The sequence below is a fragment of the Actinoplanes sp. NPDC048988 genome, assembly GCF_043197815.1.
Taxonomy (GTDB): domain Bacteria; phylum Actinomycetota; class Actinomycetes; order Mycobacteriales; family Micromonosporaceae; genus Actinoplanes.
On the sequence record NZ_JBICTW010000019.1, the window covers coordinates 139,738 to 161,584 of the forward strand.

Annotated in this window: 21 protein-coding genes; 12 read left to right on the forward strand and 9 right to left on the reverse strand. The window is 69.8% G+C overall.

The window, feature by feature from the left end:
• The first annotated feature begins 12 nt into the window (after nt 1–12).
• Genes ACGFJ7_RS39615 through ACGFJ7_RS39625 form a run of 3 tightly spaced genes read left to right on the forward strand, consistent with a single transcriptional unit; the run spans nt 13 to nt 5,098 of the window.
• Entirely contained in the window at nt 13–999 is a 987-nt protein-coding gene (locus ACGFJ7_RS39615) for a DUF559 domain-containing protein (protein WP_360252062.1), read from the forward strand.
• Nucleotides 1,000–1,001: 2 nt separating this feature from the next.
• On the forward strand, nt 1,002–1,637 hold the full coding sequence (locus ACGFJ7_RS39620; protein WP_360252065.1) for a hypothetical protein: 636 nt from the start codon (nt 1,002–1,004) through the stop codon (nt 1,635–1,637).
• Nucleotides 1,637–5,098, forward strand: coding sequence for a helicase HerA domain-containing protein (locus tag ACGFJ7_RS39625; protein ID WP_392647051.1), 3,462 nt, complete (start codon nt 1,637–1,639; stop codon nt 5,096–5,098). The genes ACGFJ7_RS39620 and ACGFJ7_RS39625 overlap by 1 nt, the downstream gene beginning before the upstream one ends.
• Before the next feature lie 169 nt (nt 5,099–5,267).
• Here the strand turns inward: ACGFJ7_RS39625 and ACGFJ7_RS39630 are convergent, their stop codons facing one another.
• The 7 genes from ACGFJ7_RS39630 to ACGFJ7_RS39660 all read right to left on the reverse strand — a co-directional run bounded on the left by ACGFJ7_RS39630 (nt 5,268) and on the right by ACGFJ7_RS39660 (nt 9,317).
• A complete protein-coding gene (locus ACGFJ7_RS39630; RefSeq protein WP_392647053.1) occupies nt 5,268–5,966 on the reverse strand; it encodes a WXG100 family type VII secretion target in 699 nt (232 codons plus the stop codon).
• Complete coding sequence (locus ACGFJ7_RS39635) at nt 5,963–6,274, reverse strand: type VII secretion target (RefSeq protein ID WP_360252074.1); 312 nt, start codon at nt 6,272–6,274, stop codon at nt 5,963–5,965. The genes ACGFJ7_RS39630 and ACGFJ7_RS39635 overlap by 4 nt, the downstream gene beginning before the upstream one ends.
• Complete coding sequence (locus ACGFJ7_RS39640; protein ID WP_360252077.1) at nt 6,267–6,632, reverse strand: YbaB/EbfC family nucleoid-associated protein; 366 nt, start codon at nt 6,630–6,632, stop codon at nt 6,267–6,269. The genes ACGFJ7_RS39635 and ACGFJ7_RS39640 overlap by 8 nt, the downstream gene beginning before the upstream one ends.
• Nucleotides 6,633–6,650: 18 nt before the next feature.
• Nucleotides 6,651–6,929, reverse strand: coding sequence for a hypothetical protein (locus ACGFJ7_RS39645; RefSeq protein ID WP_392647055.1), 279 nt, complete (start codon nt 6,927–6,929; stop codon nt 6,651–6,653).
• 82 nt (nt 6,930–7,011) lie between these two features.
• Complete coding sequence (locus ACGFJ7_RS39650) at nt 7,012–7,380, reverse strand: hypothetical protein (RefSeq protein ID WP_392647057.1); 369 nt, start codon at nt 7,378–7,380, stop codon at nt 7,012–7,014.
• A 4-nt stretch (nt 7,381–7,384) separates the two neighbouring features.
• Nucleotides 7,385–8,092, reverse strand: coding sequence for a hypothetical protein (locus tag ACGFJ7_RS39655; protein WP_392647059.1), 708 nt, complete (start codon nt 8,090–8,092; stop codon nt 7,385–7,387).
• A 37-nt stretch (nt 8,093–8,129) separates the two neighbouring features.
• Nucleotides 8,130–9,317 carry a DUF2786 domain-containing protein gene (locus tag ACGFJ7_RS39660; protein ID WP_392647061.1) on the reverse strand — a complete coding sequence of 396 codons (1,188 nt, stop codon included), beginning with the start codon at nt 9,315–9,317 and terminating at the stop codon, nt 8,130–8,132.
• 137 nt (nt 9,318–9,454) lie between these two features.
• Between ACGFJ7_RS39660 and ACGFJ7_RS39665 the strand changes: the two genes are divergently transcribed.
• The 4 genes from ACGFJ7_RS39665 to ACGFJ7_RS39680 all read left to right on the forward strand — a co-directional run bounded on the left by ACGFJ7_RS39665 (nt 9,455) and on the right by ACGFJ7_RS39680 (nt 11,525).
• Nucleotides 9,455–10,192 carry a matrixin family metalloprotease gene (locus ACGFJ7_RS39665; RefSeq protein ID WP_392647064.1) on the forward strand — a complete coding sequence of 246 codons (738 nt, stop codon included), beginning with the start codon at nt 9,455–9,457 and terminating at the stop codon, nt 10,190–10,192.
• A 21-nt stretch (nt 10,193–10,213) separates the two neighbouring features.
• Nucleotides 10,214–11,104: an NAD-dependent epimerase/dehydratase family protein gene (locus tag ACGFJ7_RS39670; protein ID WP_360252092.1), complete on the forward strand. Its 891-nt coding sequence runs from the start codon at nt 10,214–10,216 to the stop codon at nt 11,102–11,104.
• Nucleotides 11,101–11,253 (forward strand): aldo/keto reductase, encoded by a 153-nt coding sequence (locus ACGFJ7_RS39675; protein WP_392647068.1) that lies wholly within the window; start codon nt 11,101–11,103, stop codon nt 11,251–11,253. The genes ACGFJ7_RS39670 and ACGFJ7_RS39675 overlap by 4 nt, the downstream gene beginning before the upstream one ends.
• 77 nt (nt 11,254–11,330) lie before the next feature.
• A complete protein-coding gene (locus ACGFJ7_RS39680; protein WP_392647071.1) occupies nt 11,331–11,525 on the forward strand; it encodes an aldo/keto reductase in 195 nt (64 codons plus the stop codon).
• Here ACGFJ7_RS39680 and fdhA read toward each other — a convergent pair.
• Entirely contained in the window at nt 11,522–12,769 is a 1,248-nt protein-coding gene (fdhA, locus tag ACGFJ7_RS39685) for a formaldehyde dehydrogenase, glutathione-independent (RefSeq protein ID WP_392647073.1), read from the reverse strand. The two genes, ACGFJ7_RS39680 and fdhA, sit on opposite strands and share 4 nt — an antisense overlap.
• A 438-nt stretch (nt 12,770–13,207) precedes the next feature.
• Between fdhA and ACGFJ7_RS39690 the strand changes: the two genes are divergently transcribed.
• The 4 genes from ACGFJ7_RS39690 (at nt 13,208) to ACGFJ7_RS39705 (ending at nt 18,177) form a co-directional block, all read left to right on the forward strand.
• Nucleotides 13,208–14,821 carry a glycosyltransferase family 2 protein gene (locus ACGFJ7_RS39690; protein WP_392647076.1) on the forward strand — a complete coding sequence of 538 codons (1,614 nt, stop codon included), beginning with the start codon at nt 13,208–13,210 and terminating at the stop codon, nt 14,819–14,821.
• Nucleotides 14,822–14,850: 29 nt separating this feature from the next.
• Complete coding sequence (locus ACGFJ7_RS39695; protein WP_360252101.1) at nt 14,851–15,627, forward strand: HlyD family efflux transporter periplasmic adaptor subunit; 777 nt, start codon at nt 14,851–14,853, stop codon at nt 15,625–15,627.
• Complete coding sequence (locus ACGFJ7_RS39700; RefSeq protein ID WP_392647079.1) at nt 15,624–17,738, forward strand: glycosyl hydrolase; 2,115 nt, start codon at nt 15,624–15,626, stop codon at nt 17,736–17,738. Before ACGFJ7_RS39695 ends, ACGFJ7_RS39700 begins: the two co-directional genes overlap by 4 nt.
• A 94-nt stretch (nt 17,739–17,832) precedes the next feature.
• The gene (locus ACGFJ7_RS39705; protein ID WP_392647082.1) at nt 17,833–18,177 is read left to right on the forward strand and encodes a hypothetical protein; all 345 of its coding nucleotides are present in this window, start codon (nt 17,833–17,835) and stop codon (nt 18,175–18,177) included.
• Nucleotides 18,178–18,317: 140 nt separating this feature from the next.
• Here ACGFJ7_RS39705 and ACGFJ7_RS39710 read toward each other — a convergent pair whose 3' ends face one another.
• Nucleotides 18,318–19,907, reverse strand: coding sequence for a restriction endonuclease (locus ACGFJ7_RS39710; protein ID WP_392647084.1), 1,590 nt, complete (start codon nt 19,905–19,907; stop codon nt 18,318–18,320).
• Between the two features lie 778 nt (nt 19,908–20,685).
• On the opposite strand from ACGFJ7_RS39710, the gene ACGFJ7_RS39715 reads away from it, so the two are divergent.
• Nucleotides 20,686–21,759, forward strand: coding sequence for a sugar phosphate isomerase/epimerase family protein (locus ACGFJ7_RS39715; protein WP_392647087.1), 1,074 nt, complete (start codon nt 20,686–20,688; stop codon nt 21,757–21,759).
• Nucleotides 21,760–21,847: the final 88 nt, after the last annotated feature.

The following is a 21,847-nucleotide window of genomic DNA, read 5'->3' on the forward strand; positions in this document are numbered from 1 at the left end:
CCTGCGGAGGCGATGACCACCACCCACCCACTCGACGGCGTTCCGGCCGATCGGGTCGTCGAGGTCCGGGGTGCGCCGGCCGGCGACATCGCCCGTTCCGTGGCCGAACACACCGACCTCGCCCCGGTGGTCACCCGTCCGAGCGCAGACTGGACGACCCCGCGTGACTTCGTCGGCGCGATGCTGGACGACCTCGAACAGGTGGCGGTCGAACTGCTTCCCGCATGGCTGCCGGACGCGGCCGATCTGCGGCGAGCCGACGTCGGCGGAGCGGCCGCGATCCGCCTGATGGCCGCGGACCGGGCGTCGCGGGCTCACTACAGCCGTTCGTTCCTGACCGACCTGGCCGTCCTCGCCGTGACCGGGTACCGGGAGGACGCCCCCGCCATCCCCCTCCGAGCGCGGGTCACTCAGCTCGCCCGCCTGGTCGCGGAGGCCTTCGGCCGCGGTCGCTGTGTGCTGCTCGTGCCCCTGGCGCTGGAGGTCACCCCGTACCAGCGGGACGCGATCGTGGCCGGCGGCGAATGGCTCACCCACAACGCCAAGGTCGCGGTCTGGCTGCTCGGCCCGGCCGCGCCCGCCACGGACCGGGTGCCGGTGGTGACCCTCGGCGAGCTGCCGCGCGGCCGATCGGCGCCGATCGGCAAGCCGCACCCGGCCAGCGCCGTGGAGTCCACCCTGGAGGCCGCGCTCGCCGCCGAGAGCTGGGCCACCGGCCGGCGCTGGAACCACACGTACTCCTCGACGTCGCTCAGCTCCCCGATCCGCCTCGACCTCTTCTGGCCCGGCGAGCGGTGTGTCGTGGAGCTGGACGGCCCGGAACACTGCCACCCGGTGCGCTTCGAGGCCGATCGGCGGCGCGACGTGCAGCTGCAACTCGACGGCTACGCCGTCCTCCGGTTCACCAACGCGCGAGTCGTCCACGACGTGGGCGCGGTCGTTCATCAGATCGGCACCTACATCCGGGGCCGGCGGCGCGAAACAGTGGAAGGAACATGACCATGGCCGGCGAAGACCTCACTCCCGCCGAGAACGCGATCCTGATCGTTCTCATGGCGGAGGCGCGGGAGATCCTCAACACCGAGCTCAAAGCGGTGTACGGCCTCGACGTCCGCAAGCCGAGCCGTGACAAGCTCGGCCGCAAGCAGTACGTGGCCAGCCGCAAGAGCGGGCCCACCTACGCGCTGCAACTCGACGACAAGGGATGGGTGCACGTCCAGGAGGAGCTGAACTTCCGGTCCAACGGCTCCACCGCGCAGGCGGCGGCGGTCTCGGCCGTGCTGGCCGGCCTGCGCGACCGCGTCCTCGAGCGCAGCGGATGCAAGTCCTTCGCCGAGCTGTTCGCGCTGAGCGACGTGCGCGGGCCGGCGGCCGCCCCGGACCTGCGCACCCGGATCGTCGGCGCGTACGACGCCCTCAAGGACGAGCCGCACGGCTGGGTCAGCCTCACCCGCCTGCGGATGTGCTTCCCGGACGTGGCGCGCGCGACCCTGGACGAGGCCCTGCGCCAGGTCAGCCGCGAACCCGGCGTCACCCTCGCCCCGCAGTCCAACCAGAAGGTGCTGACCGGCGCCGACCACGACGCCGCCCTGCACATCGGCGGTCAGGACAAGCACGTCCTGTCGATCGGCGTGTGATGGAGGAGCGTGAGCGGGCCGCCCTGGCCGCGCTGAGATTCAACTGGGCGCCGGTGCCCGACGACGTCTGGCGGCCCATGCCGTTCCACGTCGACGGCCTGCACACGGCCGTCGCCCGCGACGTGCTCGACGGGGTGGCGGACGCCCGGGCCAGCGACGGCGGCAGCCCCATCGGTCTCGTCGTGCAGGGCCAGCGCGGATCCGGCAAGACCCACCTCCTCGGCTGGGTCCGGCAACAGGTGCAGGACCAGGAGGGCTACTTCTTCCTCGTCGGGCTCCTCGACGCGGCCGGGTTCTGGGACAGCGTGCTGGCCGCGATGATGGACGGTCTTTCCCGTACGGTCCCGGGCCGCACCGAGACGCAACTGGTGCTCCTGCTGCGACGGCTGTCGGCCATGGTCGGCGCCCCGCGCACGGCGCGCCGGGCCGTCATGGGCGAGACCGAGCTGACCCGGCCCGCCCTGGACGCGTTCATCGAGGGCCTGGGCGCGTTCGACCGCCAGGTGGCCCGGGCCAGCCAGGACACGGCCCGGGCGCTCGCGCTCAGCGCCTCCGAGGACGTCGGCCACCGCGACCTGGCCGAGAACTACTTCCTCTCCGGGGAGGAGTCCGAGCCGGGCGAACGCGCCGCCTGGGGCATGCGCCGGGCACCGCGGCGGGCCCAGCAGATCGTGCAGGACCTGTCGTGGCTGCTGGCGCTGACCGGCCCGGCGGTGATCGCCATCGACCAGATCGACACCCTCATCGCGCAGAGCTCGATCGCCGCCGGCGCCCGCCTCCGGAAAGCCGTGGAGGTCAGCCCCGAACAGGCGTACATGCTGAGCCAGATCGCGGACGGCCTGATGGCCCTGCGCCAGGTGACCCGCCGCACCCTCACCGTCGTGGCCTGCATCCCGGACTCGTGGGCGGCCATCCGGACGATGGCGTCCGACACCGTCGGCGACCGGTTCCGCCTGGCGCCGAAGCTCGAGGTCATCAAGGACGACGTCCTGGCCCGGGCGATCATCGAGAAGAGATTCGCGGTCCGGTACGGGGAGATGGGGTTCGTTCCGCCGTACCCGTCGTGGCCGGTCCGGCCGGCGGCCTTCACCTCGGCCGGCGACTACACGCCACGGCAGCTGCTCATCGAGATCGACACCCACATCCGGGAGTGCATCGCCAACGACGAGATCAAGGAGCTCGACCGGCTCGGCACGCCCCCGGCCGCCGAGGCGCACGAACCCCGCCCGGTCGCGCCGGCGGTGGCGACCGGCGAGATGGACAGATTCGACGCCCGCTTCGCCGAGCTGAAGAAGAACGCGGACGTCGTCACCCCGCTGAGCAAGACGGAGGAGGACGGTACGGTGCCGGGCCTGCTCGCGGCCGGGCTGACGGCGTGGATCCTCGAACGGGGCGACGCCGGCGAGGCCTTCTCGGTCGACCCGCCGCCGAGCACGAATCCGCCGCTGCACGCCCGGCTCCGGCTCACCCTCGACGAAAGCACCGAGGACCAGGTCCACTGGTGCTTCCGGGCGGTCAGCAGCGGCCATCACGGCAACGCCGCGCTGTCCCGGCTGCGCAAGGCGGCGATGGCGGCCGGCCTCGACAGCCGCGTACCCAAGCGCAAGCTCTTCCTCCTGCGCAACGGCGACTGGTCGGGTCCGGCGACGTTGCGGGCCCTGGACGGCCTGCGCGCCGAGGGCGGCCGCATCCTCACGTTCGGCATCGAGGATCTGCGGGTGCTGTCGGCCCTCCGGGTCATGCTGGCCGAGGAGAACATCGACCTCCAGTCCTGGCTGGCCGACCGCCGCCCGACCAGCGAGATCCAGCTGATCCGCGAGGCCCTGTCCGACACGAAAACCTGGCACGCGCCTTCTTCATCCGCGCCCATCCCGCCCGGTTTGTCCGCGTCCACCGCGCCGACCGAGGCCACCGCGCACACCGCGCCTAACGCACCTACCGCGCCCGGTTTGTCCGCTCTTGCGGCGTCTACTGCGCCCGGTTTGTCCGCCTCTGCGGCGTCTACCGCGCCCGGTTTGCCCGCCTCTGCGGCGTCTACCGCGCCCGGTTTGTCTGCCCCTGCCGCGCCTGCCGCACCCGGTTTGTCCATATCCGCCGCACAGGCATCATTTGATCCGTCCGGTTCGCCGGTAAAAACCCCGTTTGCCCCGTCCGGTTTGTCAGGACCGGCGGCGCCGACCGTGCCTGGGTCGTCTCCATCCGCTGCGGCCGGTTTGTCCACACGGGAGCCGCGTGGGGCGTTCACTATCGGGCACGGCTACGACTCGGGGGCGCCGGCGTTCCTGGGTCTCGCGTCCCTCCGCAAGCACATGACGATCTTCGCCGGTTCTGGATCGGGCAAAACCGTACTTATCCGGCGGATCGTCGAGGAGTGTGCCCGGCAGGGCGTCTCCAGCATCGTGCTCGACCCGAACAACGACCTGGCCCGGCTCGGTGAGGCCTGGCCCGAACCCCCGGAGCGCTGGCGAGCGGACGATCCGGCCAAAGCCGCCGACTACCTGGCCAACACCGACGTCGTGGTCTGGACACCGCGGCGCATGTCGGGCCGTCCCCTCAGCTTCCAGCCGCTGCCGGACTTCCGCGGCGTGCTCGACGATCCGGACGAGTTCGACGAGGCCGTGGACGCCGCCGTCGCCTCGCTCGCGCCGCGGGCGATGGTCGCCGGCCGCGCCCCGAAAGCCCACCTGGGCCTGGCCGTTCTGCGCAAGGCGGTCGAGCACTACGGCCGCCGCGGCGGCACCAGGCTCAAGGGACTGATCGACACGCTGCACACCTTCCCGGACGGGATCATCGACCTGGAGGGCGCCGACAAGATCGCGCTGGGCCTGGCCCAGACCCTGACCGCCGCCATGGTCAACGATCCGCTGTTCGGCGGTGAGGGCACGCCCATGGACCCCGGAACCCTGCTCACGCCGGCCCCCGGCAAGCGCGCCCGGGTCTCGGTGGTCAGCCTGATCGGGCTGCCCTCGGACGAGACCCGGCAGAGCTTCGTCAACCAGTTGCAGATGGCCCTGTTCGCCTGGATCAAGCGGAACCCCGCGGGCGACCGTCCGCTGCTCGGCCTGCTCGTCATGGACGAGGCGCAAACCTTCGCGCCGTCCGGGGCGATGACCGCCTGCACCCAGAGCACGTTGGCCCTGGCCGCGCAGGCCCGCAAGTACGGCCTCGGGCTGATCTTCGCCACCCAGGCGCCGAAGGGCCTGCACAACCGGATTCCCGGCAACGCGGCCACGCAGCTCTACGGACTGCTGAACAGCCCGATCCAGATCGAGGCGGCCCGGGACATGGCCAAGGCCAAGGGCGGCGACGTGCCCGACGTCTCCCGTCTCACCGTGGGAGAGTTCTATCTGGCCGCGGAGGGCCAGGCACCCACGAAGATCCGAACGCCGTTGTCGCTGAGCCATCACCCGCACAGCCCGCTGACGGCCGAGGAGGTGCTTCAGGCCGCCCGCGCACACTGAGCCATTGCCCGGCCAGCTCATCGTCGTGGCGGAAGCCGACGTTCGGCCCGGCCATGCACTAGCGCGAAAGGCGCGTTACGGCCGTTCGCCGGCAGATGGCCCGCGCTGTATGGCGGGATCGGGGAGGACTTCGGCGGGGCGGACGTCAATCCCGTACCTCTGAAGTGAATTAGCCCTGCATCAGGCGGGTCAAGTTGGTGAGGCTGGTGATGAGGGCGGTGGTGTAGCCGAGGATGCGGCTGGCCCATTTGACGACGGCTGAGGCTATTTGGGCGGCGACTATGGGAATGGTGATGACCAGTAGTGCCTCGGCCGCCCAGACGATTACTCGAGCCACCAGGTCGGCTATCAGGTCGCGGACTATGTCGCGGGTGAAGGTGACCAGATTGCCGGCGGCCTCGGTGGCGGAGGACATGGTGGCGGCGAGGACGCTCAGGCCGCCCAGCGCGTCCACGTTGTTGGCCATCAGGGACTGGTACGTGGTGGCGGCCGGCCCCTGCCAGTCGGGAAGGTCGGCGGTCAGGTGGCCCTGCAGGTCGGCGGACATCGACTGGAGTTCGCCGGCCATGTTCTGCCAGGTGGCGGCGTGGGCGGCCACCCGGTCGGGGATGCCGGCCAGCTTGTCGAGGACTTCGCGCAGGGGCTCGAAGTACTCCATGGCCCAGCCGAGGCCGTTGGCCAGCAGCGCGCTGAACGGGTCGAGGACGGTCGCGGTGGCCTCGAGCGCGAAAGCCCCGCCGGCGAGCGCGCCGTCGACCCAGTTGCCGCTGCTCACGGACTGGTGCAGCCCGTGAAAGCTGTCGACGAGGGAGGCGCCGGTGCTGCCGCCGCCGGGGGTGATGACGTTGGCCACCAGGGAGGTGCTCACAGCCGTCCCGCCTTCCGCAGGCGCTGCGCGGCGGCGTCGTCGGCCTGGTCGTAGCCGGCGCCGGTCTGCCGCAGGGCCGCACCGGCGAGGCGCAGATTCTCCTCGACGTACGCGATCAGCTGGTCCTGCCGCACGTGCCGCGACTCCAGGACGCCGGAGATCCAGCCGCAGAGCAGCCCGTACGCGGCGTCGTCCTGACTGATGGCGGAACTGGCCGCCTTGACCGCGGCGAACCGCTCCTGAACAGCGTCAACTTTGGCCGCGTGCTGCCGAATCTGCTCAGCGTCGACCGAGAACCCGTCAGCCATGCGCGGCCAGTCGCTCCCCGACGACCCGCCCGGCCAGCGAGTCGGCCCCCACGGTGTCCACAATGATCGCCCGCGTCTGCCGGGCGGCCTCATGCTTGGCCTCACCCAGAGCAGCCATGACAGCCCGCCCGACAACATCAGGCGCAAACCGCTGAATCCGCTCGGTGAAACGAATGTCCCGCAACACCCCGGCCGAGTCGACGGTGACCTCAACCAGATCGTTGCCGTCCCGCCCGCTGCTCCGCAGCTCCCCAAGCCGATCACTCATGGCTTGCGCGTCAGCGGCGTTCCGCTCGACCCGCTGCTTCCAGTCCCGCAGATAGGCACGAGAGCCTTCAGGGTCAAGGAAGTCACTCATGCCCATGAATGTAGGCGGTCAGCGCCACCCCTCGACCGACCCGACCATGGTCCGAAGTGTCTCCGATATCTGGCGAAGAACCACGGCCGCCCCCGCATCCGTCGGATTGTCGAGCCCGTAGCTGGCGTCCCCTTCGACGAGCCGGAGCAGTGTCCCCTCAGGTTGCGGTTCGGCCAGGACCACCTCCAGAGCAACCAGATATTGCTCCAGGTGGAACATGCTCGTGCGCGCCGTCCGCGCAAACCCACGCCGAACTTCGTCAAAGCTCTCCGCGTCGTCGACGTAGCCGCTGAGCACGGCCCGAACCTTGTCGACAGGCGACAGAGCTGATCGCTCGGCCATTCGCGCCCGCAGCGGTTCCGGCGAACCCATCAGGGATTCAGATGTTCCGGTGTTCGGCCTCGTCGATGACCTCACGGATCATGTTGGCCAGGTCCCGGAGGAAGCGGGAAGCGCCGGCGTCCGTCGGGTTGTCGTCCAAGGGCCAGCCGGCCTCGCCCGCCACGAGGTGAAGCAACGTGTTGGGGGGCAGCGGCTCGGTCAGGATTTCGTCGATCGCGTCCAGATCCTGGCGGAGGTACGTCGTGGTGTGCGCCGCTGTCATTTTGAGCAGGGAGCGAACCTCATCGAGGCTGTCAGCGTCGGCGACGTGGCCGAGCAGGAGGGAGCGGACCTTCTCCAGGGAGGATCGGGCCTCCAGTTCCGCCATGCGCGCGCGGAGGGGCTCGGGGAGCTGATACGGGTCCACGACCTCACCCTAGCTTCGTCGGAAATCCGGACGGGAACGCCGTGAGGATGAACGGCTCGGGCGGGTCCGATCCGGGCGCGAGCCGGATCCGGATGACAACGCGGCTCACCGCCGCGTACTCGGCTTGCCGTGGCCCGGTTCCGAACATTCCGCTGTTGTAGTAGCCGTGGCCGACGCGATGGCCTGCTTCATACACTCCTTCGTAGCGACCTCTCAGGGCCAGATCGCTGCGGATGGTCTCCCAGTTCCGCCGCACATGGTCGTTGACCTCCCGGGTCATGATCGTCGGGTCGTCCCATTTGAACGACTTGTTCTCCGGTTTCTGCCAAGGATCGTCGCCGTGGATCCGCCCCTCCACCGTCCGGGTGCCCGAGCCGGGGTCCCGCTCGAGGGGAATCTGCGAGCCATGCCGTTCGATGGTGTGGGCGCCGTGCTCTCGGTGTGCGGCGTCGTTGGCCGAGATCCGGAATCTGGGTGGATCTTCACCGAGCCCCTCATAGGTGGCCATGACTCGACTGAGCTCGATGTCGTAGGAAGTCGGCGCGCTCCGTGCCGGTCTCGCGCCAATCCCGTCGGGATGGGCCGTGCCCGCCTCGATGGCGGATGCCACCGCGTTCTGCGCGCCGGCCACGCTCGCCGCATGGCGTGAGCCGAGGCCCTTCGCGTGATGCGGAGAGTCGCCGCCGCCCGGGGACTTGGGTTTGGCGGTCATGCCTCTCGACGCTAACAAGGGATGTCCATCTATGTGATCAGGTGTGTCTCACCTCCTGGCGGGCGTGTAGGGCGGCTCGGTCGGCGGCGGCTCGGCCTGAGAGCCAGCCGGCTCTGTTGCTGATGGTGGTGGTGCGGTGGGTCAGGTGGGGGAACTGTTTGTCGACTGCGGAGCGGACCTCGTCGTCTCGGGCGGCCAGGACTGGGAGCAGGTCGGCCGAGGGGGTCACCTCGTCCACCGCGGCGGTCAGGCGTTCGCCTATGCGGGAGGCGTAGGCCGTCAGGAAGGACTGGCGGAAGGAGCGGGCGCTTGATTTCTCGTGGGTCATCGCCCTGGTCGCCTGGACCAGCAGGGACGTGAACAGGATCTCGGTGGTGTTCAGGTCGGTGGGGAAGCCGATCAGGGTGGAGAAGCCGAACCTTTTCGTCCACACCGCCCGGCAGCTGTTGGCCTCGGCCACCACTTGGAGGAGCAGGGTCTTCGGGGCCTCGTACGGGCTGTCGACGGCGACCCTGAGGCTGGCCGGATGGTCGCGCCGGCCGGTGGTGACCGTCAGCAGGGCGTGGTCGATGCGGTGGCGGGCCATCAGCTCCTGCGCCTTGGCCGTGCACGCCTCGGCCTCCTCGGGGAAGTCCGTCGACTCGGCCTTGGCCAGCAGGGCGCGCACCTTGCTCAGCGTGCGCTGGTCGAGGTCGGCGGCCGGGACCGCCGAGGACGGCGCGCCCGGCGGCGGGACGATCAGCTCGATCGGGGGCAGGGACGCGAGCAGGCACAACGTCTCGATCGCGGTGACGATCGTGGTGAGGCGGGGAAGCTCTTCGCGGTCGCCCCACGCGCTCAGGTACAGGTCGTCGTGTTTCCACCACACCGTGGCGCCCAGGTCGGCGATCTGCGCCTGCCACCGGTGGTCGGTGGTGGCCGCCGCGTGGGCGCGCATCTGGGCCGCGATCACGTCGCCCGTCAGCCGGGCGTGGCGGGCGGAATGGTCGCGGCGGGCGGCGCGGGTCAGCTCGGCCGGCTGCCAGCCGCGGGCCCAGCAACCCCGCACCTCGTCGAGCAGGGCGGTGAGCAGGGCACGGTTGACCTGCTGGCCGCCGAGAGGGCCGGTCAGCAGCATCAGGCACTGCTCGAGCTCGTGCAGCCGGCCGGCGCGGGCGGCGTGGACCGCCTGCGAGACGGTCTCGTCGGCCAACTGCGGGCGTGTTTCATCACTTTTTCTGCGCATTTGACCTCCGTTCGATCGCCCGACAGTACCGAAGCGGCGGAAGATCGTGTGAGGGCTGTGGATAACTACCGAACGGCAACTCGGATCGGGGCCCGGCCGGCCGATTACAAGGGCTCGCCTGAGAATCGGAGCCCTTCATGCCTCGCTGGTCCCGTGCCGTCGTCGCCGTCGTCGCCGCCCTGCCCTTGATCGTCATGCAGCCGGGTGTCGCGCAGGCCGCCGGCAACGCGAAGGCCTACAAACTGCTCAGCCAGACCGACGGCAAGGGCCCGGTCGCCCGCTGGAATCCGTGTGCCGGCCCGATCGATTACCGCGTCAATCTGACGCGCGCTCCGCAGAATTCCCTGCCCGAGGTCAAGACGGCGTTCGCCAACGTCGCGAAGGCGACGGGCCTGACTTTCCGGTACGCAGGGACGACGGCGGCCATTCCCGCGGCCACCAAGGGGTACAGCGGCGTCTATCCGGCCGGCACCGAAATCGTGATCGCCTGGGTCACCCCGGGCGTGCACAGCAGCATGCTCGGAAAGACGACCAGCACCGCCGGAATGGGCGGCTACATGGCCCGGGGCGCTTTCACCGCGTCCGGCGCCCAGGCGTGGGCCGTGACCGAGGGCCGCGTCGTCCTCAACGCCGACCTGACGAAGAAAATGGCGCGCGGATTCGCGGCCGGACAGGGCGGCACCACGGGTCAGTTGCTGATGCACGAGATCGGTCACGCCGTCGGCCTCGACCACCCGAAGATCGCCGACAGGTACGAGATCATGTACCCGATGCTGACCACCAAGAAGGCGGCCTGGGGCGCCGGCGACCTGGTCGGCCTGCGCCTGGTCGGCAAGACCGCCGGATGTCTGTCCACCGTGAACCCGAAGGCTTGACGGGCGCGCGACGATGCGTACGTGCGAATTCTCGTCGTCGGCGGAAGCGGCCTCATCGGTGCCCATGTCGTTCAGGTGCTGCGCGAGCGCGGCCACACGCCGCTGTCGGCCGCCCGCCATCCAGGCCCCGGGGTCGACCACGTCTTCGAACTGACAAGCGCCGATCCGCGTCCCATTCTGGCCGGCTGCGACGGCGTTGTCGTGGCCACCCGCACCGACGAGCAGAAGCCGTTGCCCAAACCGATTCACCCCGCCTTTCGGCGGGACATGGTCGACCCGGTGGTACGCCTTTTCGCCGCGGCCCGCGAGCAGGGCCTGACCCGGGGCGTCCTGATGGGCTCGTACTACACCTATTTCGACCGGCTGCATCCACAATGGCGGCTGGCCGAGCACCACACGTACATCCGCTGCCGTGTGGAACAGGCCCGGGAAGGTCGCGCCGCCGCCGGACCGGAACTGCCGGTGGCCGTACTGGAACTGCCTTTCGTCTTCGGCCGGTCCGGTGACCGCCTCCCCAACTGGTCGGCCCCGCTCGACCGCTGGACCCGATCCCGCCTGCCCCTGGTCGCGCCGCCCGGCGGCACCGCCGTCACCACGGCCCGGCACGTCGCCGAGGCGGCCGCCGACGCCCTCGAGGCCGGCAGCGGCGCCGACATCCCGATCGCCGACGAGAACCTGTCGTGGTCCGAGATGATCGCCCGCATCGCCGCCCACCGGCGCCCCGTGCACGCGTTGCCGGCGTCCGTCGTGAAGGCGGCCCTGCGCGCCGGCGGCGCCATGCAGAGGGCCACCCGCAAAGAGTCCGGCATCAATCCCGCCCACGCCGCCGGCCTGCTGCTGACCGACCTGTTCGTCGACCCGCCCACCGGCCGCTCCGTCGACGCCGCGATCCGCGAGTCGTTCCCGCGATGACGGTCCGCATCGGTTTCGGCGCCATGCACCTGCCGGCCACACCAGCCGCGGCTCGCGAGTCCGCCCTGGCCGTGGCGCGGCGAGCGGTCGAACTGGGCGTCACGCTGATCGACACCGCTTATCTGTACGGCGGTGGCGCCAACGAGTAGCTGCTCGCCCAGGCCCTCCACCCGTACCCGGAAGGCCTGCTCGCCGCCTGCGAGCGGGCCGCCATCGCATTCCTGCCATGGCGGCCCGTCGCGGCGGCACGCGCCGGATCGCCGCCGTCGCGGCCGCGATCGGCGCCACCCCGACCCGGGTCGCGCTCGCCTGGTTGCTCCGGCGGTCGCCGGTGATGATCCCGATCCCGGGTACCGCGAGCCTCAGCGATCTCGAGGAGAACCTCGCCGCGGAACGGGTCCGGCTGCCGGCCGGCTTCTAGGCGGCGCGCTTGCCGACGACGCCGTGCGGGTCGAGGACGTACTTGCGGGCCGCGCCCTTGTCGAACTCCTGGTAGCCCTGCGGGGCCTGGTCGAGGGAGATCGGAGTGGCGTTGACGTTCTTCGCGATCTGCACCTTGTCGTGCAGGATCGCCATCATCAGGTTGCGGTTGTACTTCATCACCGGGCACTGGCCGGTGACGAACGAGTGCGACTTGGCCCATCCCAAGCCCAGCCGCAGCGAGAGCGAGCCCTCCTTGGCCGCCTCGTCGACGCCGCCCGGGTCACCGGTGACGTAGAGGCCGGGTACGCCGATCGCGCCGCCGGCACGGGTGATCGTCATCAGCGAGTTGAGCACTGTCGCCGGCATCTCGGTCTGCGCGTTCTGGCCGTGGCCGCGAGCCTCGAAGCCGACCGCGTCGACCGACGCGTCGACCAGCGGCTCGCCGATCGCCGGGGCGTCACGGCCGAGGAGCTGCCGTACCTGTTCGGTGGGGTCGCCCTGGGCCACGTTTATCGTCTCGCAGCCGAAGCTGCGGGCCTGGGCCAGCCGCTCCTCGTTCAGGTCACCGACGATCACCACGGCCGCGCCGAGCAGGTACGCCGAGGTGGCCGCGGCCAGGCCGACCGGGCCGGCGCCGGCCACGTACACCGTCGAACCGGTCGTCACACCGGCGCTCACGCAGCCGTGGTAGCCGGTGGGGAAGATGTCGCTCAGCATCGTGAGGTCGAGGATCTTCTCCAGCGCCTGGTCTCGGTCGGGGAACTTCAAGAGATTCCAGTCGGCGTACGGGACCAGTACGTACTCCGCCTGCCCTCCGATCCAGCCGCCCATGTCGACGTAGCCGTACGCCGATCCGGGCCGATCCGGGTTCACGTTGAGGCAGATGCCGGTCTTGCCCTCCTTGCAGTTACGGCATCGGCCGCAGGCGATGTTGAAGGGCACCGAACACACGTCACCGACCTTGATGAACTCGACGTCCGGTCCCGCCTCGACCACCTCGCCGGTGATCTCGTGACCGAGCACCAGGCCCTGCGGGGCGGTGGTCCGCCCGCGCACCATGTGCTGGTCGCTGCCACAGATGTTGGTGGCGATCGTCTTGAGGATCACCCCATGCCGCACCTGGCGCCCGATGTTGGCCTTGTTGACGCCCGGCCCGTCCTTCAGCTCGTACGTCGGATAGTCGATCTCGTGAATCGCGACCTGTCTGGCCCCCTCATACACGACTGCTCGGTTTCCTGGCATCGTTGCCTCCGTCGGAGAAGTGAAGAACTGCCTCCGTCAGTCTTTCTCCGGACAGCCCCGCCAAAAACGAGGATTTGTCGCGTCTCCTGCCGATCCCGGCAAATCGCCGCCTTCCCGTGTCGCCGAGGTTTCGGTGGCATTGACGAAATTCGCCATTTCGCGGGCGAGCTCTGTGACCTCACCCACTAATCGGCGGTTGCTGGTGAAATTCAGGAGACCGAAAGGTCATCAGCATTTAACGCCTCGATATGCATGTCCGCAGCTCAGCACCCATGGCAAAAAATAGATGAAGATCATTCATCTGTGTCGAGTAAATCCGTAACTCGCGCCGAATATAAATGTTCGGATCGATGTATCGCGCGTCCGCGGATGTTCCTGTTCTCTGGTCTACGGCACCGAATCCACGGCGCTGCATATCGAAGGCTTTCGGGAGCATCCATGACGGCACCGCCAGTTCCGCCGGCCCGGGCAGCTCGCCTGGCATGGCGGCCGCTGCAGCGTTCGACTCGGGTAGCCATCATCGCGGCGCTCGCCGCGACCCTGTTCTATCAGCTGTTTCTGCTCAACCTGGCATACCGCGGGCCCGGCTGGCTCTGGTTCGCCATGCTGACCGCCGAAGGCCTGACCGCCCTGCACCTGATCGGCACGTGGTGGACCATCCTGGCTCACGACGACCGGCCCGAATCGGTGGACGCCACGGTCTGGCGCAATCGGCTCCGGGCCGGCTCGGACGTGCCGTCCATCGACGTCTTCATCACCGCGTACGGCGAGGAACCGGCGCTGGTCCGGCGCACCATGATCGCGGCCCGCGACATGGACCTGCCACACCGGACGTTCCTGCTCGACGACGGCGACAGCGATGAGCTGCGCGACCTCGCGGACCAGACGGGCATCGGCTATCTGCGCCGCCCCGGCGGCGCGCACGCGAAGGCCGGCAACGTCAACGCCGCGCTGGCCCGCACCAACGGTGAATTCGTGGTCATCTTCGACGCCGACCATGTGCCCGAGCCGGGCTTTCTGCTCAGCATCCTGCCGCACTTCCACGACCCGGACGTGGCATTCGTCCAGTCCCCGCAGTTCTACACGAACAACGTGAATCTGGTCGCCACCGGCTCCGGCGAGGCTCAGCGCATCTTCTACGAGCTCGTCTGCCCGGGTAAGAACCACTTCAACGCCGCCTTCTGCGTCGGTACGAACGTGATGTTCCGGCGGGCCGCGCTGGACACCATCGGCGGCATCTGGACGGGCAGCAACTCGGAGGACATCTGGACGTCGATCGAGCTGCACAAGCGCGGCTGGAAATCCATCTACGTCCCGCAGGTGCTGGCCCGCGGGCTGGCCCCACAGGATGTCCCGTCGTACCTGAAACAGCAGCTGCGCTGGGCGGGCGGCGGTTTCGAGGTGCTGCTGCGCGGGCGGCTGTTCAAGCGGGGCATCGGCCTGACGATCGATCAGCGACTGCAGTATCTGTTCTGCGGTACGCATTACCTGCTGTCGCTGGCGATGCTGACCTTCATGCTCTTCCCGGCGCTCTATCTCCTCTTCGCGCTGAGCCCCATTCGCGCCGACGGCTTCGCCTGGGCGACCCACTACCTGCCGTTCCAGGCGGCCGTGCTGCTGGTCACCTGGCTGCAGTCGGGCGGGTTCAAGCTTTCGGCGATCGTGGCCAGCATCGGTGCGACGCCGGTACATCTGCGAGCACTCGGCGGTGTGCTGCTCGGGCGTCCGGCGAAGTGGAAGGTCACCAACGCCGGCGGTGACGGCACCCGGTCACTGTGGGCGGTCATGCCCCTGTTCGCGCTGTTGGTACTGAACATCACCGCCATCGTGGTCGGTGTGCTCGTGATGGCCGATCCCGGCCCGACCTGGCTCTCCGTCGGCTGGGCTTCCATGATCGTCCTGATCCTCGGCCGGATGATCCTCGAATCGGTCACCGGCGGCCGGTTCCGGCCGGCCGCCAAGCCACCGGCCGCATCGCCCTCGCCCGCATCGCCCTCGCCCGCCGGCGAGCAGACCGCCATCCGGCCGCAGCACGTCGCGGCCAACGCCTGACCCGGTCCAGACCTTCGAGAGGTACGACCATGAGCGCCACGATCGAAAATGTCAGAACCCACGACGACGACTCGACCAGGGTCATCGAGCGCACCGCACCGCAGGCCCCGCCGAAGCGCCGAGGACGCGGCGCCCTGCGCGTCGCGCGTACCGGCCTGGTAGTGCTGATCTTGTTGGCAGCGGCCGGCGCGGGCGGCACCCACATCGTGCGGCAGCGCCTGGCCGAACGAAACATGGTGGACGCCGGCAAGGCCGTGCTCATCGCGCAGCCGATCGCGGTCGGTTCGGCCGACGCCGCGGTCGTCACCGACATGCAGACCACCGAGCGGACCAGCGTCACCGCCGGCGCGATCCTGGCCACCATCACCCTCACGGCCGAGGGAGACGGGAACACCAGACGGGTGCAGAAGCTACGGGCGCCGACCGGGGGCATCGTCACCAGGATCAACGTGGCCCCCGGGCAGATCGCCCGCGCCGGTGAGCCGATCGTCACCCTGTACGACCCGGCCAAAGTCGCTTTCGCGGTCGACGTGCCGCTGGAGAAGCTGCGCAAGTTCCGGCTCGGGATGACCGCCTACGTGACCGGCCCCGGCCTCTCCAGCCGGATAACCGCGACGCTGGAGAAGGTCGAGCCGAAGGTGGACGCCGGCCAGCAGGCGAGCGCCGAGGACGAGCTGACGGTCGTGCTGCGGCCGGACCCGGCGGCCCGGGCGACCGTACGAACCCTTGTTCCGGGTCTGCAGTTCGCCGTGGTCGTCGACACCACCACGGCCGCCGGCAGCACCCCGGCGGTGAACAGCGCATGAACCCCAGCCGCCCGGCCGCGACCGCGATCGCGGCGCTCATCGCCCTGACCGCGTGCACCTCGTCGCCCGGCGCGGCGCCGCCGCGGGACGCCGGAAAGGTCATGGAAGACGCCGCCGCGTCGCCGCTCACGAGTCCCGCGGTCACCGGCAGCGGAAGCATCGCCGAGAAGCTGCCGGCGGGTTCCACCCCCACCAAGGCCCCCGCTCAGGCCGGCGAACTCGCCGGTCAAGCGGTGCCGACCAACCAGTGGTGGAGCTCCGCCCTGACCGGGCCCCGGACCCAGCCCCTCTGGACCCATCCGCTGGCCGTGCGGGCCGCCGCCGACGGCGTGCAGATCAGCGGCGCGCCGCTCACCGCCTCGGCGAACGCCGTCATCACCCCGTTCGTGCCCGCCCTCACCGTCGGCACGGCCACCGGCGCGGTGACCGTCGTGAGTTACGGCGCCTTCCACGTCGTCCTCCGGGTCGGGCTCGCCGGCGGCGGGCACGTCGAGATCACCCTCGCCCAGGGCAGTCCGGTGGTGTGGCTGCGCTTCGACGGGGCGGCGCCCACCCTGAACGGCACCTTCCGCGACGTCGGCAGCTCGCCCACCCGGGCCCGGCTCGACATCGGCGGCGCGCGCTGGGACGTCCTCGGCACCGATCTGGCGCCGACCGGGAACACCGTCACCGGGTCGGGCCGGCAACTCGCCGTCGCCCGGGTCCCGGCCGGCGCCGACCGGGCGAGCTGGGAGAAGGCCAGCACCGGCGATCCGATCGTACGAACCACGGCCACCATGACGTACGACGCCGCGGCCGGGACGGTCCGCCAGACGCTCACCGCGCGCCGGGCCGGCGGCGGATCCGGAGCGTGGGCCCTGCTGCCGCACCACCGGGCCGGCCTGGCCGCCGGGCCGCTGCCACTGGCGGGCTCCTACCCGGACGCGCGAGGCACGATGTCGCTGGTCACCGCCGACGCGGTGCGGATCGACATCCCGATGCCCGGCCTGCTCACCGCCATGCCGAAGGTGCCGCTGAGCGCGGCGGCGAACAAAGCCGTGCTGGCCGAACTGATCCGTGACCTGGCCGATCCGCCCGGCAAGGGCGGCAGCTACTTCGGACTCAAGGAACTCGGCCGGCTGTCCACCATCGCCGAGGTGGCGGCCGCCTCGGGCGCCGACACCCAGCGCACGGCGGCCCTCAACCGGTTGCGGCCGCAACTCGTCGACTGGCTGACCCACACGGGACCCAACGACGGGCGCTACTTCGGCTACGACCCGGTCTGGGGTGGACTGATAGCCGTCCCGGCCGAGTTCGGCGCCCAGGACTACAACGACCATCACTTCCAGTACGGCTATCTGGTCCGCGCCGCGGCCGTGCTGGCCGCGGCGGACCCCACATTCGCCCGCGAGTACGGCGACGTGGTCGACCTGATCGTCCGCGACTACGCCGGCTCACTGGCGATCGGCCCCGCGAGTGGCCTGCCGCCGTTCCGGGCCTTCAACGCCTATCTGGGCAGTTCGGCCGCCTCCGGATTCGCCCCCTTCGCGGACGGCAACAATCAGGAGTCGTCCGGCGAGGCGGTGGCGGCCTGGGAGGCGGTGGCCCGCTGGGGAGTCGTCCGCGACAACGCCGAGATGACCGCGTACGGCATCACCCACTACGCGCTGGAGGCCGAGACGGCCCGAACGTACTGGCTCGGCGAGGGTCTGACCCGCGAGGCCGGATACGCGCACACCACCGCCGGCATCGTCTGGGACGCCAAAATCGACTTCGCGACCTGGTTCGACCCCAAACCGGAGTCCGTCCTCGGCATCCAGCTGCTGCCCTTGACGGCCGGCGCGTTCCACCGAGGTCCGTCGGCCACCCGCCAGAAGGACCTGCCCGGCAAGCCCACGGTCTGGGGCGACCTCTTCGCCGCCGACCTCGCCCTGTCCGACCCGCGGGCGGCCCGCCGCCGGCTCGACGAGGGGGTGCCCCGGGAGGAGAGCACCAGCCGGGCGATGGTCCGCTACTGGATCGAGGCGCTGGCCGTGCTCGGCCCTCCACAGCCGAAAGCCCCCGCGCCGATAGGCTCTCTGGCATTCGGCCCCGCGGACGCTCCCCGGATCCTCCACGCGCCCGCAAGGTAAGTGTTCCAAGCCGGTCCCGGCAGGTGCTTTGCTGTGCACATGAGATCTCTTCACCGCGCGGGGCGAGCGTGACTGGGTCGAAGGCTGGAACCCGGTGTTCCCCACGGCGGTCGCCGGCGACGCGGTGGTGGGCACGGTGTTCGTGACCAACAGCGGGGGACAGCCGGTCACCTGGGTCGTCGTCGACCGCGAGGGAGACCACCGCATCCGATACGCCCGGGTCGCGACGGGCCGCGACGCCGGCACGGTGGACGTCCGGTTGTCGCCGGCCGGCAGCCATACCGGGGTCACTGTCACTTATGAGCTGAGCGCTCTGACACCCGAGGGCAGCGAATGGCTCCGGAGATTCGCCGCCGACTACCCCAGCATGATGCAGTCGTGGGAGTCAGCAATCGCGAAGTCGCTCGCAGCCATCCGCCGCCCGGCGCCGGGCCGCTGAGGGCGACCACGACACCGTGGGGTGTCGGGTGGCCGCCCCGGAAGCAGGAACGTCAGCTCCACCGTCCGGACGACCACCGGCACACCGAACCCCTCGAATGAGGACACCCACGCGGCACGATGGGCCGGCCTGCCTCGAGGTCAGCTGTAGAAGTCCTCCAGCTCCTCGGAAACCTTGTCACCCGCTCCACCCGGGTAGGGGATTCCCAGCTCCCGGAAGTACACGGCGGCGAGTAGCTCGTTGTGGTGGTAGAAGATCACCGCCGCCTTCGCCGATTCGAAGGTCGTCGGACGGTTGTCCAGGTTCTTCAGTGCCTGCAACTGGTACCCGGCCACCCGCTTCCACTGTCCTGGATACCGTTCATGGTGCGCGGCTCGTTTGGCATCGGTGGAGTTGACCGCGGTCATGACTCGGTCACACAACTCCTGGGCCCACTGCTTCAGATCAGGCCCCTCCGGGTAGACGCCGGATCGGATGCCGCTGGTGCGTACCAGTCCTTGAGCCATGTCATTCACGGCCGAGACCGCACCGGACGAGGTGATGGTGAACAGCCCGACGTGGGTCTGGTCGGCGGCCTCCAGCGCAGCGCTGGTGTATCCGGACGTCGAGTAAAACAGGTGATGTGCCGCATCGGGTCGACTGCCCCGCAACTGCTGGACCAGGCCGGCGCCCACCGGCAGGGCTTGCATCTTGACCTGAGCCACCCCGAGGGCGGAGGTCACGTCGATGCCCCCGTCACGTCCGGCGCCGGTGAGACGGGCGTCCGAGAAGCCGATCTCGCACATGTGGGCTTGCGCGATCTCCTCGGCGGCTTTCCAGTCCGTGGGCAGTCCGGTCGGTAGTGCCGGCTCGAAGTTCGTCATGGTGTCGGGATCCGGGGCCGGCGGCACCTCGGGCGCCTCCGGCAGGCGCCTGATGTGGGCTCCCGCGCCCTCTTCGAGAATGTCGAGGTCAACGGTGTTGAGCCGGTCGAGGAAGACCTTGAGGGTGAACTTGGGCCGGTCGGGCGCGGAGAGCTCCATGGCCAGTCCACTGACCGGCCAGGTGACAGCGTCGGCTGTCCGGACTGCCCGGCCCTTGGCCAGCGGGCCGGGCGCCACAGTGATTCGGGCGGTCTTCCGGTCCGCCACGATCCATCCGCGCAGCGTCCGCAGCGCGATGGCCGCCCCGCTGGACGGCCGAGCCTTCTTCAGCATGGTGTCGACCTGCCAGCCGGCGCAGGTGGCGGCGTCGGCGATGAGTTCGACATGGTCACCAGGTTGCAGCGTGGCCAAGATGCGCTCGGCGAGAACCGGTGAGACAGGTGCCGGCTCCAGGCCGCCGCAGTATCGGCGGTAGGCCCAGGCCGAGCGGGGATCGTCGGCCAACGGCTGCCGATCGTCCGGAACCTCCAGCGCGCCCGCGACAGGGGCACCCCCGAGCGCGGCCCGCTCTTCCTTTTTGCGCTTACGCCAGGCGATGAACGCCCAGCCCCACAGCACGATAGCGATCGGCGGCGCGCCGGCGGCCGACCCGAGCGCCCCCACCACCACAGCGATCAGCAACACCTTGTTCGATACCGGATGCGACCACGGACGCTTGGCTTTTTCGCCGGACACCAGACCCCCACGCAGAAACGATCTTGCCAAAACTATCGGCTGTCGCTGCGTTCCCTCATCGCCCGTTCGTCGCGAAGGGATTCCGTCGATCAGCCGCCGCTCCGCGCTCACCAGGTTCGACTCAACGCTCACCTGCGCAGGACGGACAGGCCGAGCCCAGCCACCCGCGGCCCGGCAGCGGACCGCCAAAGGCTGACCACGACACCATCGGGTTGACCGGGCTTTCGGCTCCCAGGACGGTGAGTTCGTCGCCGATGTGGAGGGATGCCGGTCAGCTCGCCGTGATGAAGATCCACGGGCGGCGCCGGTGACCGCTTCGTAAGCCTGGGCGACGCTGTTCGGGGCGGGGGACCGCCCCACGCCGGGCCGTGCCTGGGTTGTGCTCTGCCGGTGGGCCACGGCCTGAGATGACAACGGCTTTCGTTCATTAGTTGCGGCGGGAAATCACTCGGTCGGGTGATGGGGGCTGTGGCCGGGCGGCGAGACCGTGGGGAGTGGCGAATGCCTGGTGCAGCCTGGCGTGCGGGTGCATGAGTGATCGTTTCGTGCATGCCCGAAGTTGCATATGGTGCACATCGATAAGTTCGATTACCACGTCGTCCGGAGGGTGGCGGGAAGGTCTACCGGCAGGTCACTGAGGGCTAAAGCATTGGTGAGTGCCGATTTCTTTCGCTGGCGGAGATCATGTTTGTGCGGGTCATGGCGTCGCACGTCGGGTACGCCGCTGATCCTGAGGACGCATGACTCTCGTATCCGAGGGCAGAGTTTCCACGGATGGAGGCGTCATGGCAGTGCGACGGCCGGCCACGCGCGCGTCGAGCACCGGCGGCCGCATGGTCCATACTGGACCAGTAAGCACGTGCGGATGCACGTGCAGATGCGCCGGGACCCTGGTCCGGGGAGGACTCGTATGCGGCTGAGACACCCCTCCGGCCGGATCGTGCACCTCGGATGTGAGATCGCCTCGCGATATTCGAGTGGGACGGCGAGCAATCTACCGGGCATCGTCCGGCAGCTCGACACCTACGGCGCGGTTCGTGCCCGCCTCGGCGCCGACGCGCTCGGCGTCAATCTCTGGCTTCCTCCCGCACTCGCCGCCGCCCTCGCCGTCGAGAGCCGCGCCCGCACCCGGCTTCGTGCCGAACTCGACGCCCGCCGGCTCGAAGTCGTCACGTTGAGCGGCGCGCCCTTCGCCGAGGGCGGCGGCGGGACCTCAAGACCTCCCTCCAACGCGGGTGCCTCCCCCGCGGGCGCCTCCGCCGTCGTCGCTCCCCCCAACAGCGACGCGGCGGAGGCCGCCGAAAAAGCCGAAAAAGCCGAAAAAGCCAGAGAAGCCGGAGAAGCTGCAAAAGCCGGAGAAGCGGAAAAGCCCTGGACCGACCCGGCCCGGCGCGAATACACCCTGGACCTGGCCCGAGTCCTTTTAGACCTTCTTGACGACGACGCCGTACGGGGCACAGTCAGCACCATCGGCCTCGGACCGCGCGCCGGCTGGGCCGAAGCCGAGGACAAAGCCGCCCTCGGCATCCTCCGCCGCCTCTCCCACGGCCTGGCCGACCTGGCCTGGCAGAACGGCCGCGCCGTGCGCGTCGGCTTCCAGCCCGCCGAGGGGTACGTGCTGGACAGTCCCGAACAGACGGTCGCCGCCCTCAGCCGGGTCGACAAGGACCGTCTCGGCGTCTGCCTCGACCTCGGTCACTGCGAACGCACCTGGGACGATCCGGCCGCCGGCATCGAGACCATCACCGACGCCGGTCTGGCCATCGTCGAGGTACGCGTCGTGGCCGTTCCCGGCGCCACCACGAGCGGGTGGCGTGACGGGCTCCGCCAGCTGTTCGGCCCGGGCGGCCCCCTCACCGAGAACCTCACTCTGGTGAGCGGCACCCCCACCGCCGACCAGATCACCAACGACGTGACGTACCTGTTGGCCGAGCTCGCCGCCCTCGGCCTGCAGCCGGAAAACGAGCCTTGCGCCGCCCGCTGAGGTGGCTAGAGTCGATGGTGGCGAGCCGGTCATCGGGAGGCGCAAACCCGACCCGGCGCAATACCGCCGTGCGTTGGCACCACCCTGG

Excerpts from the sequence above, each read along its gene's own strand:
- ACGFJ7_RS39615 (WP_360252062.1), top strand. The coding sequence starts at position 13 with ATGACCACCACCCACCCACTCGACGGCGTTCCGGCCGATCGGGTCGTC.
- ACGFJ7_RS39655 (WP_392647059.1), bottom strand. The coding sequence starts at position 8,092 with ATGACCGCCAAACCCAAGTCCCCGGGCGGCGGCGACTCTCCGCATCAC.
- ACGFJ7_RS39620 (WP_360252065.1), top strand. The coding sequence starts at position 1,002 with ATGGCCGGCGAAGACCTCACTCCCGCCGAGAACGCGATCCTGATCGTT.
- ACGFJ7_RS39700 (WP_392647079.1), top strand. The coding sequence starts at position 15,624 with ATGAACCCCAGCCGCCCGGCCGCGACCGCGATCGCGGCGCTCATCGCC.
- fdhA (WP_392647073.1), bottom strand. The coding sequence starts at position 12,769 with ATGCCAGGAAACCGAGCAGTCGTGTATGAGGGGGCCAGACAGGTCGCG.
- ACGFJ7_RS39625 (WP_392647051.1), top strand. The coding sequence starts at position 1,637 with ATGGAGGAGCGTGAGCGGGCCGCCCTGGCCGCGCTGAGATTCAACTGG.
- ACGFJ7_RS39715 (WP_392647087.1), top strand. The coding sequence starts at position 20,686 with ATGCGGCTGAGACACCCCTCCGGCCGGATCGTGCACCTCGGATGTGAG.
- ACGFJ7_RS39665 (WP_392647064.1), top strand. The coding sequence starts at position 9,455 with ATGCCTCGCTGGTCCCGTGCCGTCGTCGCCGTCGTCGCCGCCCTGCCC.
- ACGFJ7_RS39635 (WP_360252074.1), bottom strand. The coding sequence starts at position 6,274 with ATGGCTGACGGGTTCTCGGTCGACGCTGAGCAGATTCGGCAGCACGCG.
- ACGFJ7_RS39695 (WP_360252101.1), top strand. The coding sequence starts at position 14,851 with ATGAGCGCCACGATCGAAAATGTCAGAACCCACGACGACGACTCGACC.
- ACGFJ7_RS39640 (WP_360252077.1), bottom strand. The coding sequence starts at position 6,632 with ATGAGTGACTTCCTTGACCCTGAAGGCTCTCGTGCCTATCTGCGGGAC.
- ACGFJ7_RS39680 (WP_392647071.1), top strand. The coding sequence starts at position 11,331 with ATGGCGGCCCGTCGCGGCGGCACGCGCCGGATCGCCGCCGTCGCGGCC.
- ACGFJ7_RS39690 (WP_392647076.1), top strand. The coding sequence starts at position 13,208 with ATGACGGCACCGCCAGTTCCGCCGGCCCGGGCAGCTCGCCTGGCATGG.
- ACGFJ7_RS39675 (WP_392647068.1), top strand. The coding sequence starts at position 11,101 with ATGACGGTCCGCATCGGTTTCGGCGCCATGCACCTGCCGGCCACACCA.
- ACGFJ7_RS39660 (WP_392647061.1), bottom strand. The coding sequence starts at position 9,317 with ATGCGCAGAAAAAGTGATGAAACACGCCCGCAGTTGGCCGACGAGACC.